The sequence below is a fragment of the Claveliimonas bilis genome (assembly GCF_030296775.1).
Classification (GTDB): Bacteria; Bacillota; Clostridia; order Lachnospirales; family Lachnospiraceae; genus Claveliimonas; species Claveliimonas bilis.
On record NZ_AP027742.1, the window covers coordinates 3004369 to 3017102 of the forward strand.

Sequence of the window (12734 nt, forward strand, 5' to 3'; positions counted from 1 at the left end):
CTTATGCATCCTCCTCCAAAACCTCTACCTGATATGTGCCGTTTACGATCATACGGCGGATATCATAATAATCATCTATCGTGATCGGAATAAAACGGATAAATTCTCCCGCCTTACAGAGGATCGGCTCCTCCCGGTCAGGATCGTAAAAATCCACCGGAGTGCCTCCCATCAGGCGCCAGCCTCCCGGCGATGCCAGCGGATACACACCTGTTTGATTTCCCCCGATCCCTACTGCTCCCGGCTGAATTTTCACCCGCGGAGTTTTCAGCCTCGGGATCTCGATTCTTTTATCCAATCCTCCCAGATATACAAATCCGGGAAGAAATCCCATCATATAAATTTTATAGTCTACCGAACTGTGGATTGCGATAATTTCATCCCGGTCCAGCCCGGTGTAAGCTTCCATATCTGCCAGATCCTGGCCGAATCTCGCCCCATAGCAGCAAGGAATTTTTAAAATTCTTTTTTTCTCTTTCGCTGATCCTGCTCCTATCTCCCCGCTGTTTTCAAGCACCGCCTTCAGCTTCGCATAGCTTGTCAGGAACGGATCATAATAGACCATCAGTGAACGGAAGGTTGGAACAAGCTCCACAATTCCCGGGATCTGCTCCTCTTCAATCCTTCTTGCAAGTGTATGTACCTGATCGTTAATCCTGGTATCGATCGCATTACCGAATTCTACGACCATTGCCCTGTCACCGGATGGCATAAATTTTACTTCTCCCATGACTTCACCTTTCAAATTTTTCTTTCATCAAAATCTGTCATTTTTCTTATTTTGTCGCTTCATAAAACTCATCCAGCAAAGCTTTTCGAAGCTTTTCCAGAAGCTCAGGATTCTTTCCTCCTACCGGTTTTCCGTCAATCTCGTTTGCATAGAGGCAAAGATTGCTTGAGCTGGTAACAATCACTTCTTCAGCTGCGAAAAGATCTTCCAGAGTATACGGTGTCTCACTAACCGGAATTTCCAGCTTTTTGCACATCCTGATCAGGTGTGCCCTGGCAATTCCCGGAAGGATCAGATTATCGGTAGGCGCTGTAACCAGTTTTCCGTCTTTGATAATATGAACATTGCTGTGTGCACATTCTGTTACTCTGCCTCCCGGACGGTAGAAGACCGCCTCCTGGCAACCGGCCTGTTTCGCCTTCTCTGTCGCCACACAGGAAGGGATCAGATTCAGCGTCTTGATATTACAGTGCAAAAATCTGGTATCTTCCAACGTGATCAGACGGATCGGCTGCGTGCCGTCAGAAATTTCCGCCGGTTTCAGCATGATCCACAGATTCCCCGCTCCTTCTGTAAAAGCATGGTTCCTGATTCCGCTTCCTCTTGTCACCTGATAATACACAAATAAGTTGCCTGTATCCATTTTATTTACCATTTCCTGCAGAATTTCTTTTAGCTCTGCCTTGGTAACCGGCATCTTAATATCAAGCAGTCCGGCACTGTTAAAGAAACGGTCTATATGTTCATCAAGGGCAAAAATTTTGTAGTTTCTGGAAGGACCTGCATCATATACTCCATCCCCAAACCAACATACTCTGTCGTTCATAGGAATCATCATTTCATCCAGTTCCCCATATCTCCCATTGTAATAACCCAGTGTTTTCATACAAACTCTCCTTTTCATTCTTAATTTTCTTCAATGCCCCGCTCGCATCTTGCAGAGCGTTTTATTTAATAGGGAACGAAGTTTCCTATTTAAATAAAAAAGAACGCAAAAAAGCTGTCTGCTGACATCTTTGCCTGCGTTCTTTCACAATCTGTCTGTATTGTATTCCTTTCTAATTTATATGTCAAGGAATTTTTCATTTCTTTCAGCCATGAAATTTTCATTTCAAAGCCGGATCAAATAAGGCGGCTTCCCAGAGTAAAAAAAGACCCTTCGGCAGGGTGATTTCCCAACCGACGGGCCTTTTATTCTTTCTGATTACTCCTGAACGTATGGCATCAAAGCAATATGTCTTGCTCTTTTAATTGCAACTGTAAGAGCTCTCTGATGCTTTGCACAGTTTCCTGTAATTCTTCTCGGAAGGATTTTTCCTCTTTCAGAGATGTATTTTCTTAATTTTGCTACATCCTTGTAATCGATTTCGTTATTTTCTTTGCCGCAGAATACGCATACTTTTTTTCTTCTGCGTCCGCCGCCTCTTTTCTTAAAACCGCCTTCCGGACGATTTCCTTTTTCAAAAGCCATGATAATTTCTCCTTTCTATCAAGTTTATTAAGCTGCCTTCAGCTTAATTAAACGGTAATTCTTCATCAATTCCATCCGGAATGTTCATGAAGCCGTCACCTGCTGGTGCGCTCGGTGCCGGTGCGGGAGCTGACTGGAAGCCGCCTGCATTTGCATCACTGGACGCTTTGCTCTCGGCAAATTCCTGTTCTTCCACTACTACCTCTGTTGTATATACTTTCACGCCATCTCTGTTGGTGTAGCTTCCTGTCTGGATACGTCCGCTGACAACGACTTTAAGTCCCTGACGATAATATCTCTCCGCATGTTCAGCCTGTCTGCCGAAAGCAACACACTGGATAAAATCAGCGCTCTGTTCTCCGTCACGTCTGAATCTGCGGTCTACAGCAAGTGTATATCTGGCAATAGCCAGGGGATTTTCTCCCTGTGAATATCTTACTTCAGGGTCTCTTGTCAAACGTCCCATCAAAATTACTTTATTCATTCTTTTACCTCTCTTCTTCTATGCCTCTTGTTTTACGCATAAATATCTGAGTACGTTATCCATGATGCGGATTCTCTGTTCGATCTCGCCTGGAGTTGTAGCATCAGATTCGAAGTGGATGAAGTAATAATATGCTTCTTTCATTTTCTGAATTTCGTAAGCCAGTCTCTTCTTACCCCATTCATCAACGTCAGTCACATTTCCGCCGAAACGAGTAATTAATGCTTTTACTTTTTCGATTACCTGTGCCCTTTCATCGTCTTCGATTTTTGCATTGACTACAACAGCTAACTCATATTTGTTCATGTAGTGTGCACCTCCTTTTGGTCTTTTGGCCCCCTGTTTTCCTGCGGGGAGCAAGGATATTCTTCTGTCATGCGCCTTGCATGACCAGACGAATACTAATATATCACGGTTTAAAATGATACCATAACGCCCCGGTGATTTCAAGCTTTTTTTCTTAAATCCCTCGTATTTTTCTCCACCAGTTTTCTGGCGATCATGATCTGATGTCCGCACCCCATACATTTCAGTCGAAAATCTGCTCCGACTCTCAGGATTTCCCACTCAAAACTACCGCAGGGATGCTTTTTTTTCATTTTCACAATGTCTCCCACTTCATAAGTATACTGCGGCATAATCTCCTCCTTACACACTTTTTTATTCTTCTATCTGCTTTTCTTCTTCTTTTACTCCCACAACTACCATCCTGTGCTCATCACTTGCCCTGGTACAGGTAGACAGAGTCACCACCGTATCCTCTGCCGTAACTTCGACGCCGGTGTCATATTCGGACGCCTCTTTTGTATAATCAAGAAAAGCCTCATAGGCAGCGTCGTCTGCAAATTCTGTCAGATATGTATCAGAAGTATCTGTCACTACTCCTGCCGCATAAATATGATAAGTAATCTCCCGTCCGTCCGGCGTGTAAATATAGAAATAAGGATTCTCTTCCCAAAAAGATTTTTCTTCATATTTTGCCAGATCATGGAACATAGAATTATCATTCATGCGGTGTCCGTAAATAATAGTATTTCTGTCATTAAAATCCGGATTATTATATGTGTTTACAAAAATTGCACCTACCGTATTATCATTTGCAGAAAATGTCTTGTCCAGATATGTGCTGTTATCTGTTGTCTGCACCACCGGATAGTTGATCTGTGACGGTTCCGGATCGAAACGTATCCATCCCACTGTATCCGGGTTGATCTCCATCAGTGCATCAAAATCTACCTGAAATTGCTCTTCCCCATCTTCTGCCTTTTCCTGTGTCACTGCCATCTCACGAACCTGGTCATATTCCTGACGCCCTTCCTGATATCCGGATATGATCCGGTAAAGTTGAAATCCCGACACACAGAATACAATAATTGCAACTACCAGTACAATATTGCTTATCAGTCTTCCTTTCCCTGCCGACTTTTTCTTTTTCCTTTTACTTCTGCTGCCGGTACTGTTGGTTCTTTTTGTATCCTCATCCCTCATTGCCGTCCGCTTTTCCGATACTGGTTTTCTTCTTCCTCTATGATAATGTTTCCGTTCGCCCATTTTTATCCTCCTTCTCTTCATCCGCCATGCAAGCTCGCCCCTCCGGGGGTCTCGCTCGCGGGCTTTCGCCCTATGCCAGGCTTTCTTTCCCCTCATCCGCCATGCAAGCTCGCCCCCTCCGGGGTCTCGCTCGCGGGCTTTCGCCCTATGCCAGGCTTTCTTTCCCCTCATCCGCCATGCAAGCTCGCCCCCTCCGGGGTCTCGCTCGCGGGCTTTCGCCCTATAGAAATGCAAGACGTCCAAATTGCATGCAAGCATGCATTTGTCCCTCTTGTATTTCTGCATGGCTCAATGCCTACGCGGATATTATACCACATTCCCGAAGAGGTCTTCTATTATTTTATATATTTTTAATGGGGAGTTTATTGACTTTGACGATGGTAAGTGTATCATTCCTGTATAGGAGCTAACTATATAAAAATCAAGTAGTTTTTTTAACATTGAATTTTAGTTAGTAAAAGTATGTACTTTGAAAATATGTGAATAATTATGGATTTTGTGGCACAACAAACAGACCTTCCCAAGAAGGCTCATTGTAATAAGCTGGGTTGTAATTATAGCTATATCAGTAACGTAGAATCAAAACTCTGTCCGGTACTTAGAAGATGATAGATGACTCTTAAAAGTTTTCTGATACAGTGACCTTGAGCACATCTGTGACCTTTGCCTTCGGCTATCTTTTTGTTGTAATAAGAAGTGAAGACCCTGTTGTGATTGATGACCGGCAAGATAATCTGATACAGTGTTTTTCTCAGATACCGGGAACCTTTCTTGGTGATTGCAGTATGCCGGGCGATAAACTGACTGGATTCATAGTGATATGGGGCGACACCGGCAAATTTAATGATTTGAGACGCTTTTGTATAGTTGCAAACATCTCCTAATTCCGCTAAAATAGAAGTACCAGAGAAGTGTGAAATTCCTGGTATGGAGAGGATAGGAGAGTTGTTTTGCAGGGAAAACTCTTCTATCTTTTTGTCTATTTCAGAAAGTTGTTCTTCTATCATTTCAATTTGACTTACAAGGTGTCTGATCTGGATTTCTTCAGCAACAGAAGAGATGCCGACAGAAGCTTTGGCTGCTGTTTTAAGCTGTTCGGCAGAAAGTTGAATCCGTTTTCCGCGCCCCTCATATTCAAAACATTTCCGGATGGTCCGGATATCAGAGTTTGCAATCTTTTCAGCAGAAGCAAACGATTTTAAAACATTCATGTAAACAATGCCATACTTTGAACGGAATAAGGAATTAAATTCAGGGAATACGATATCAATACATTTCTGAAGCCGGTTTTTGTAGAGGTTTAATTCCTCTTTCAGGTTGTGGTGATGGCGTGTCAGCTGCTTTTGTTCATAAAGGTCGAAACGGTTTACTTTTGTAATGCGATAAGGCTTTTTACGCTGATTTGAGCCGATGACATCACAAATGGTAAGAGAATCCAGGGGATCGTTTTTGGTAATGCCGCCCTGAAGTTTTCTGGTAAGGTCAGTAGTGGTTGGGTTGATCAGAGCAACAGTATAGTGCCTGTTAAGAAGATATTTGAGTAAGGCAAAATGATAATGCCCGGTATCTTCCATGCCAATAAGAAGCTGTGATTTGGCATAGCAGCTTAGTTTTCCGATGAGTAACAAAAAGCCATCTTGATTGTTATGAAAAACAGAAGGATTAGAAAGTATTTCACCGGATTGTTTGTCAATGATGGAGAAGATGTGTTGATGTTTACCAATGTCAATTCCGACTAAAATCATGATAATACATTCCTTTCGTAAAAAATATGCAATGTGTTATCCACAGCACTTACTTCGTAAAACCTGGTACAAGATAGGAATTCAAGACTCATCTAACTAATCATTATTTAGAAATAAGGTGTGGTGAGAACCTCCTACAAGTAGTCAAAGCCACAGGATAAAAAAATACAAATCCACATCACATATTTACATCATACAAATGTACAATACCGTAATCAACCACGGACTAAAAGGTTGATAGAAAGGAGACGGTATATTTGTAAGTGACCGTTAGATGAGTCAATTACAATATACCAGGATGATAATATCATGAAAGAAAAACTGATCCGTTTTATGGCAGGCCGTTACGGCTTTGATTCTTTAGGAAAAGCTACTATAATTGCTGCACTTGCTGCTGTTGTTCTCGCCAGTCTTTTTGACATTCCGGTTCTGTCCTGGCTGGCCTGGGCGCTGATTATTTATGCTTATTTCCGTATGTTTTCACGTAATATTTACAAACGCTCTGCTGAAAACCAGACATACCTTGCCAAAACGCGCCGGCTCCGCACCTGGTTTTCTACACAGAAAAATCTTCTGGCACAGAGAAAGACACATCATATCTACAAATGTCCCACCTGCCGTCAGAAAATCCGTGTACCAAAAGGAAAAGGAAAGATCGAAATCCGCTGTCCCAAATGTCAGACACGCTTTATTAAAAAGAGTTAGAAAGGAGAGATTCACAAATGCTGGAATACCTTGTTTTATATAACAGCCAGTCAGGCAATACAAAAAATCTGGCGGCCTCTGTCTTCTCTGCTCTGCCGGGGAACTCAAAAGATCTCATCGACATTACGACAGAAAAAAGTATACCAGAGGCGCGCCTTTATTTCATCGGCTTCTGTGTCCACCGGGGCACATGCGCTTTAGAAGCGAGCAATTTTATCCAAAGTCTCACCGGAAAAGATATCGCTCTGTTCGGCACCTGCGGTATGGGAAATTCTCCCGAATACTATAAAATGATCGAGCAAAATGTCAGTATCTGGATCAACGATACCTGCCGCTATCTGGGCGCGTACCTCTGCCAGGGGAAAATGCCTCTTCAGGTGCGTAACAAATATGAAACTATGCGCACTGATGAAAATTCCGAACAAATTGATATGTTCATCCGAAATTTCGATATGGCTATGACCCATCCTGATACAGAAGATTATCAGAAGGCCCAGGAATTTGCCATTGCCTGTATTTCATCTGCTGACAGTTCCATTTAAATTGTTTTTATTCGGGAAGGTGCATCTGTTCTCCTTCTGCATCTGTCTTCGGATATTCGCAGTATCAGGGCGAGAAATGCCGTTAAAATCTGGGAAGCAACCACGCTCCACCACACGCCGGTCTGGCCCCAGATTCCCGGAAGGATAAACAATAATATCAATAGCAGAACCGGTTCTGCATAGACACACAGATAAGAATAAATGTTATTTTCTGTTGCATAAAACTCAGATGTTGTAATTCTTGAAAAAGCATAAAAGATCAATCCGACAAGAAATACCGGCAGTATATCCGCTACTAAGCGCCCCGTACTTTCTGACGCTCCAAACAGTTCTCCCAGGCTGGTTCTGATAAAAAACAGTACTGCATTGCTGATGAGCGCCAGCCCCACCGCGCTGATATACGCAATATTCTGTACTTTTCTGACCTCTTCTCTTTTCCCTTCACCATAATACCTGCTCATAAGCGGCTGACTTCCGTCTCCAACGCCCTGCATCAGCATTTGAACAACAGAAAGCACATATGCGATACAGGCATAGCAGGCTACTGCCGCTTCTTTGCCGTGCATCATAGAAAAGCGGTTGATCAGCATAAGAGATATCATGGGAGAGAGTGTCAGGCCGAATGGGGCGATACCAATCCTGAAAATATTCCATGACATTCGTCCGAATCCGGGCAGAGAGCCAATGACCGGCAGTTTCCGGTAGATCAGATAGAAAAACGCCTCCACAGTTGTCACCAATTGCCCCAGGACAGTAGCCAGCGCCGCTCCCTTTGTTCCCATATCAAACACCCATACCATCAGATAATCCAGCAGGATATTCGTCAGAAATCCCGACACCATAACTACCAGCGCAAAAAGAGAGCTTCCATTATTGCGGATGATCGGGACAATTCCTGTTGCAAAAATCTGGAAAGCCGCGCCAACAACAATGACATCAAGATAATCTTTCCCGAAAATCAGGATTTCTCCTTCAGCGCCAAACAGTCTCAAAATGGGCTCCGTTACAAAATAAATACCCGCGGTCGTTGCCACACTTACCAGCAACAGCAAAAGAAGTGTCCCCCTGACATATTTCCCCGCAGCCTCCTCGCTTCCGGAGGCTTTTTTTACTGTCCACAAAACGGAACCTCCCATGCCAATTCCGGTTCCCAAAGACTGCATCAGCGATACAACCGGAAAGGCGATATTGATAGCAGACAGTCCTGCATCTCCTGTGCTCCTTCCCACAAAAAATCCGTCCACGATCGCATAAACCCCTGATAAAGCAAATGCCAGAACAGATGGAATTACATATGAAGCAAATACTTTATACCGATTCATTTTGCTTCCTCCAAACGCTTTTCAAGCAAGGTATTAAACGCATCGATCGTATCGATCATCTGCGAAATTTTTTCATCTCCAATTGTTGAAAAGACATACTGTTCCGCCTGATAAAGCGATGCAAGCAGTTTCTTCGCATACGCTTCCCCCTTTTCTGTAAAAACAACCAGCTTTTCTCTTCTGTCTCTCCTGCCCGCTTCCAGAGATACATAGCCCTGCTTCACAAAGTCATGGACAACCCCGTTGACCGTCTGCTTTGTAAATCCGCAGAAATCACAAATATTTTTCTGCGTCATGCTTCCACGAACATCAAGCCCATACAGCGTCATAAACGCCGCATAACTGATTCTCATATGTTCCGCCCACTTTTGATAAAGAATATTTGTATGGCTCCACACAGAAGAAAAATCTTTCTGCTGTTTTCTAAATAGCTGTTCCATTTCCCTTCTCCTTCCCCAATTAGTCTCTTGTCGTACTATTTTATATTTTATTTCGTACTATGTCAAGTGGCATCTGATTGAGCTGTATCCCCCTGACCGAACATACACATCTGAATGGATCCGTAATACTAAATACTTCTCCTCTCTCTGTCCAGGGCAATCCACTCATCCAGAGTAAGGGGCGTATAGTCCGAATACATGCAGAAACAATTGATCATGCTGCTGGGAATCGGCCTCTCCTCTCCATCCGGACTTTGTACAGTCGTTCTTTTTGTTATTTCCTGAAACTGTTCCAGCAGTCTCTGATCCATCGTATCATGCACATGTCCGTAAAGCATATAGGTTCTGGGATTCCCCTTTCTGTCCAGCCGGTACTGACCGTTATAGCACATCACCGGATAATGGCAGAGGATTACCTTTCTTTGATTGTCCTGCATTTCCGCATAGGACTTTATCCACACAAACCGCTCCGCCCGGAAATCTGATTTTTGCAGAAAATAGTCATGATTTCCCCGGATCATATATAGTTTCCCGTGAAGCCTGTCCAGAAGATCATTTGTCTCCTCTGCATTTCCCCAGGAAAAATCCCCAAGGATAACAACCTCGTCATTGCGCCGTACTTTCTGATTCCACTTTTCTATCATGTATTCATTCATTGCCTGAACACTTTCAAAACCGCGTTTGTCCATTTTTTCATTAAGGGCTTCATGAAAAAAATGGCAGTCTGCAATATAGTATCTCATAAGATCACTCCTTTGCCCTTTTCCTTGTAAACAGAAAAAGAACTATGACTTTCATCTTGAAATAAATTCTGTCATAGTCCTTTTTCTATTATATTTGCGCTTCGCACATTTTGTCAAAAATTTTCTCTGTCAGCCGTCCTTATAAATATCCGTTCTGCTCTGCCGTTCATCCCGGTTCATCTCCTCATAAATCCCGTTCAGGCGCATTCCCGTTTCATAAATCCCATGCTCTTCCGCCAGCTTCCTTCCTGCCGCCGTCATTTTTAAACCACACTGGAAAAAGATCTTTTCCAGTTTTTCCCGAAATTCTTTCGTATCCGCCGCTTTATAAACCTGTACTCCGTCTTCCAGCCAGCCTTCATATACCGGGATATCCCTTACCACCACCGGCACTTCACAGGCAAGCGCTTCCAGCACTACAATCCCTTCTGTCTCTTCATAACTGAAGAAAGCAAATGCATCGGCTCCGCAGTAAGCTTCTTTCAGTTCCCGGGGCTCTACATACCCGGCAAACAGGACATTATCCGGTTTATTCCGAAGCGCCCGCTTTACATCCCGGGGCACCGCCCAGCTGTTTCCTCCGCCAAACCATACGAAGAGTGTATCCGGCATTTCCGATGCGAGACTCAAAAAATCGAAAATTCCCTTTCTCCGGATAAGGTGTCCCGCTGAGATCACCACTTTTTTCTCTTCCGGAATCTGATATTTCTTACGGAATTTTCTTCCTGCCTTCCTGTCTGCGCAGAAGAACTCTGTATCCACTCCGTTCGTAATAGAGTAAACCGGCTTTTCTATCCCGTATCCCATGATCAATCCTCTGGAATACTCCGTCGGCGTCAGTACTGCATCTCCCATCCTGTAACATCTGCAGATCCACCTTTTAAATAAAGGCGCTGCCATATTCGATCCGACAAAGGAATTACGGAAGTCTTCCATGGTAGAGTGTCCGTAGTATACGACTTTCTTCCCCTGTTTCTTCGCCAGATACGCCGCAAAAAACGAATCCGGGAATACCGTATTGATATGTACCACATCCGCCTCCCTCCACTGGTCTGTCACCAACACCCCTGTTTCTTTGAGCATCTGTTCCTGATGACGGATCGCGCTTCCCACTCCGCTCTTTCTGACAATGGAAAAGCCTCCTTTATACAGATAAATCTTCATAGTTTTCTCCCCTTTATCTGAACTCTGATCCTGCCGGGTATTGCAGATATCCCTCGCCTGCTCCTGATCGGATGTGCCAGGAGAACCCCAATACACAGCAGCGTCACTGCCGCTCCGGTTTTCAGTCCCGGTGTCTCATAGCTGATCTTTACCTCATGCTTCCCCGCATCCACACCGACTCCAAGGATTCCTTCCAGATTAAGTGTTTTTACTTCCCGTCCATCTACTTCCACATGGATCCCATTATCATAGAAACTACCGAAAAACAATATCCCGGCCCTGTCCGCCTGTATGGATCCCCTGCCATTCCGTATTCGGACTTCGTTTTGAGACAGCTTGCGATAAATGCTGTCCATCTGTGACTGTTCAAAGGTTCCAAGCACTGCATTTCCAAGAGAATGCCCGGTCATACCTACCTCTACAATCCTGTCTTTTTCCGAATATCCAAGATCAAGAAAATTATTATTCCAGTTATTGTATTTCTGTATTCTTCCATTTATGCTGACGGCAGAAGGTTCTGTCCCCGGAATCCACAAATATCCATGCTGGCCTCCCTTGAGCCGGAGCTTAAATATGTTCCCTGCTGTCGCCGTCTGTTTCGGAAGAGTTCCGACTTTTACTGTCTGATAAAGCACGAAGCCCCCCATATGGCGAAGCAGGTTGTTCTGAACTTCAAAAGGATTCTTCTCTTTCAGTCTAAAATCCTGTATGCTGCTGTCCACAAGATATCCGCCAGCCAATACCCGGGGATTCCTGTACAGATCAAAGTATTCGCCGCTATATATCTTCTTATAAGGAGTATCAAGACCGATCGTATTTCTGCACGCCAGATATCTTATACCCAAAAGCATGTCCATAAGCTCTGTTGCTCCGGCATACTGAAAGCGGTTTTTTCCCGTTTCAAATCCCATCTTTTCCATCCACAGCTGCATAGCGTCAGTATTTGTAGAAGAAAATATGGAAACGCCATTTAATCCAAACAAAAGTTCCTCATTTCTCAAGATAGGATTTACAATCGCCGCCCGACTGCCATCTTGAATGCCTGCCGACCCACATAAAGAAGAACTGTGCTGTCTGGTGTAAGCAAGTAGCGTTTCCGTATCTTTTCCCGCCATTCCGTCCTTCTGGCAGTTCCTTCTTCTCCGGATCCGCCAAATTCAGAGAGCCGGATTCCGGACGGGACAACCCACAGCGGGCACTCCACCTGATAACCTTCCAGGATACGGCGGATCTTTTCACTTGGAACAATCATACCGGACACCTGTCTGGACAATTTTCGTGTAATCTGACGTACCACATTTTTTCCCCACGTTTTATTCGGCGAAAAATAATGCGTATAGTCTTCATAAACCGTATGATATGTATGTATGATCGGAATATTTCCTTCACAGGCAATCTTCCGCGCAATAAAAAAGGTAGAAAATTCACACTGGGAATGGATAATATCCGGCCCCCATTCCATCAATTCCCCTACATACCGTTCCGGTATCGGAAGACGGAACCGGGCTTGCGGATAGATCCGCCCTGCGCTTGTTGATCCCATGTAATATACATGCTCTTTTTCATAGGACCGGTAATTTCTCGACAATGTCAGCACTCTCACCTCATGTCCCCGTTTTTGAAGTTCCTCCTCAAGTGTATGCACGGATGTAACCACTCCGTTAATCACCGGATCATACCAGTCCGTTGTAATCAGCACCTTCATACTGCCGCCTCCCTACTATCGTTTCTTTTATAAAAAGGTATCATACCGTGCTAAATATTCCGGTGATATTTCTTAAACGATTCATAAATAATAAGCATAAAAAAGAAGGGGCCATCCCCTTACTTTTTTCTT

The 12734-nt window shown here is 43.9% G+C and carries 16 protein-coding genes; 2 read left to right on the top strand and 14 right to left on the bottom strand.

Annotated elements, in window-relative coordinates:
• Window position 1: 1 nt before the first annotated feature.
• The 8 genes from pxpB to R2J37_RS14555 form a co-directional block, all read right to left on the bottom strand.
• Window positions 2-730 carry a 5-oxoprolinase subunit PxpB gene (gene pxpB, locus R2J37_RS14520; protein ID WP_316265755.1) on the bottom strand — a complete coding sequence of 243 codons (729 nt, stop codon included), beginning with the start codon at window positions 728-730 and terminating at the stop codon, window positions 2-4.
• Window positions 731-776: 46 nt separating this feature from the next.
• Window positions 777-1616 (bottom strand): aminotransferase class IV, encoded by an 840-nt coding sequence (locus R2J37_RS14525; RefSeq protein WP_316265757.1) that lies wholly within the window; start codon window positions 1614-1616, stop codon window positions 777-779.
• Window positions 1617-1934: 318 nt separating this feature from the next.
• Complete coding sequence (gene rpsR / locus R2J37_RS14530) at window positions 1935-2201, bottom strand: 30S ribosomal protein S18 (protein ID WP_230105031.1); 267 nt, start codon at window positions 2199-2201, stop codon at window positions 1935-1937.
• 43 nt (window positions 2202-2244) lie between these two features.
• Entirely contained in the window at window positions 2245-2685 is a 441-nt protein-coding gene (locus R2J37_RS14535) for a single-stranded DNA-binding protein (RefSeq protein WP_230105030.1), read from the bottom strand.
• An 18-nt stretch (window positions 2686-2703) separates the two neighbouring features.
• Window positions 2704-2991 (bottom strand): 30S ribosomal protein S6, encoded by a 288-nt coding sequence (gene rpsF, locus R2J37_RS14540; protein ID WP_230105029.1) that lies wholly within the window; start codon window positions 2989-2991, stop codon window positions 2704-2706.
• 140 nt (window positions 2992-3131) lie between these two features.
• Window positions 3132-3323 carry a DUF951 domain-containing protein gene (locus R2J37_RS14545; protein WP_230105028.1) on the bottom strand — a complete coding sequence of 64 codons (192 nt, stop codon included), beginning with the start codon at window positions 3321-3323 and terminating at the stop codon, window positions 3132-3134.
• Between the two features lie 22 nt (window positions 3324-3345).
• Window positions 3346-4173 (bottom strand): class B sortase, encoded by an 828-nt coding sequence (srtB, locus tag R2J37_RS14550; RefSeq protein ID WP_230107578.1) that lies wholly within the window; start codon window positions 4171-4173, stop codon window positions 3346-3348.
• A gap of 623 nt (window positions 4174-4796) precedes the next feature.
• Window positions 4797-5981 (bottom strand): IS110 family RNA-guided transposase, encoded by a 1185-nt coding sequence (locus R2J37_RS14555; RefSeq protein ID WP_316264811.1) that lies wholly within the window; start codon window positions 5979-5981, stop codon window positions 4797-4799.
• A gap of 309 nt (window positions 5982-6290) precedes the next feature.
• On the opposite strand from R2J37_RS14555, the gene R2J37_RS14560 reads away from it, so the two are divergent.
• Both R2J37_RS14560 and bilS read left to right on the top strand, forming a co-directional pair.
• A complete protein-coding gene (locus R2J37_RS14560; RefSeq protein ID WP_316265759.1) occupies window positions 6291-6686 on the top strand; it encodes a hypothetical protein in 396 nt (131 codons plus the stop codon).
• Window positions 6687-6703: 17 nt separating this feature from the next.
• Complete coding sequence (bilS, locus tag R2J37_RS14565) at window positions 6704-7228, top strand: flavodoxin family protein BilS (RefSeq protein WP_316265761.1); 525 nt, start codon at window positions 6704-6706, stop codon at window positions 7226-7228.
• On the opposite strand, the gene R2J37_RS14570 is transcribed toward bilS, so the two are convergent.
• The 6 genes from R2J37_RS14570 to R2J37_RS14595 form a co-directional block, all read right to left on the bottom strand.
• Window positions 7225-8550, bottom strand: coding sequence for an MATE family efflux transporter (locus R2J37_RS14570; protein WP_316265763.1), 1326 nt, complete (start codon window positions 8548-8550; stop codon window positions 7225-7227). The two genes, bilS and R2J37_RS14570, sit on opposite strands and share 4 nt — an antisense overlap.
• Window positions 8547-8990, bottom strand: coding sequence for a MarR family winged helix-turn-helix transcriptional regulator (locus R2J37_RS14575; RefSeq protein ID WP_316265765.1), 444 nt, complete (start codon window positions 8988-8990; stop codon window positions 8547-8549). The genes R2J37_RS14570 and R2J37_RS14575 overlap by 4 nt, the downstream gene beginning before the upstream one ends.
• A gap of 128 nt (window positions 8991-9118) precedes the next feature.
• Window positions 9119-9733, bottom strand: a complete 615-nt coding sequence (locus tag R2J37_RS14580; protein WP_230105023.1) for a metallophosphoesterase — start codon at window positions 9731-9733, stop codon at window positions 9119-9121.
• 129 nt (window positions 9734-9862) lie between these two features.
• On the bottom strand, window positions 9863-10897 hold the full coding sequence (locus R2J37_RS14585) for a glycosyltransferase (RefSeq protein ID WP_316265767.1): 1035 nt from the start codon (window positions 10895-10897) through the stop codon (window positions 9863-9865).
• Window positions 10894-11880 (bottom strand): YfhO family protein, encoded by a 987-nt coding sequence (locus R2J37_RS14590; protein ID WP_316265769.1) that lies wholly within the window; start codon window positions 11878-11880, stop codon window positions 10894-10896. Before R2J37_RS14590 ends, R2J37_RS14585 begins: the two co-directional genes overlap by 4 nt.
• A gap of 26 nt (window positions 11881-11906) precedes the next feature.
• On the bottom strand, window positions 11907-12602 hold the full coding sequence (locus R2J37_RS14595; RefSeq protein WP_316265771.1) for a glycosyltransferase: 696 nt from the start codon (window positions 12600-12602) through the stop codon (window positions 11907-11909).
• Between the last annotated feature and the right edge of the window lie 132 nt (window positions 12603-12734).

What these genes read in the sequence shown, in the direction of transcription:
- pxpB (WP_316265755.1), bottom strand. Translation starts at nt 730, where the DNA reads ATGGGAGAAGTAAAATTTATGCCATCCGGTGACAGGGCAATGGTCGTA.
- R2J37_RS14525 (WP_316265757.1), bottom strand. Translation starts at nt 1,616, where the DNA reads ATGAAAACACTGGGTTATTACAATGGGAGATATGGGGAACTGGATGAA.
- rpsR (WP_230105031.1), bottom strand. Translation starts at nt 2,201, where the DNA reads ATGGCTTTTGAAAAAGGAAATCGTCCGGAAGGCGGTTTTAAGAAAAGA.
- R2J37_RS14535 (WP_230105030.1), bottom strand. Translation starts at nt 2,685, where the DNA reads ATGAATAAAGTAATTTTGATGGGACGTTTGACAAGAGACCCTGAAGTA.
- rpsF (WP_230105029.1), bottom strand. Translation starts at nt 2,991, where the DNA reads ATGAACAAATATGAGTTAGCTGTTGTAGTCAATGCAAAAATCGAAGAC.
- R2J37_RS14545 (WP_230105028.1), bottom strand. Translation starts at nt 3,323, where the DNA reads ATGCCGCAGTATACTTATGAAGTGGGAGACATTGTGAAAATGAAAAAA.
- srtB (WP_230107578.1), bottom strand. Translation starts at nt 4,173, where the DNA reads ATGAGGGATGAGGATACAAAAAGAACCAACAGTACCGGCAGCAGAAGT.
- R2J37_RS14555 (WP_316264811.1), bottom strand. Translation starts at nt 5,981, where the DNA reads ATGATTTTAGTCGGAATTGACATTGGTAAACATCAACACATCTTCTCC.
- R2J37_RS14560 (WP_316265759.1), top strand. Translation starts at nt 6,291, where the DNA reads ATGAAAGAAAAACTGATCCGTTTTATGGCAGGCCGTTACGGCTTTGAT.
- bilS (WP_316265761.1), top strand. Translation starts at nt 6,704, where the DNA reads ATGCTGGAATACCTTGTTTTATATAACAGCCAGTCAGGCAATACAAAA.
- R2J37_RS14570 (WP_316265763.1), bottom strand. Translation starts at nt 8,550, where the DNA reads ATGAATCGGTATAAAGTATTTGCTTCATATGTAATTCCATCTGTTCTG.
- R2J37_RS14575 (WP_316265765.1), bottom strand. Translation starts at nt 8,990, where the DNA reads ATGGAACAGCTATTTAGAAAACAGCAGAAAGATTTTTCTTCTGTGTGG.
- R2J37_RS14580 (WP_230105023.1), bottom strand. Translation starts at nt 9,733, where the DNA reads ATGAGATACTATATTGCAGACTGCCATTTTTTTCATGAAGCCCTTAAT.
- R2J37_RS14585 (WP_316265767.1), bottom strand. Translation starts at nt 10,897, where the DNA reads ATGAAGATTTATCTGTATAAAGGAGGCTTTTCCATTGTCAGAAAGAGC.
- R2J37_RS14595 (WP_316265771.1), bottom strand. Translation starts at nt 12,602, where the DNA reads ATGAAGGTGCTGATTACAACGGACTGGTATGATCCGGTGATTAACGGA.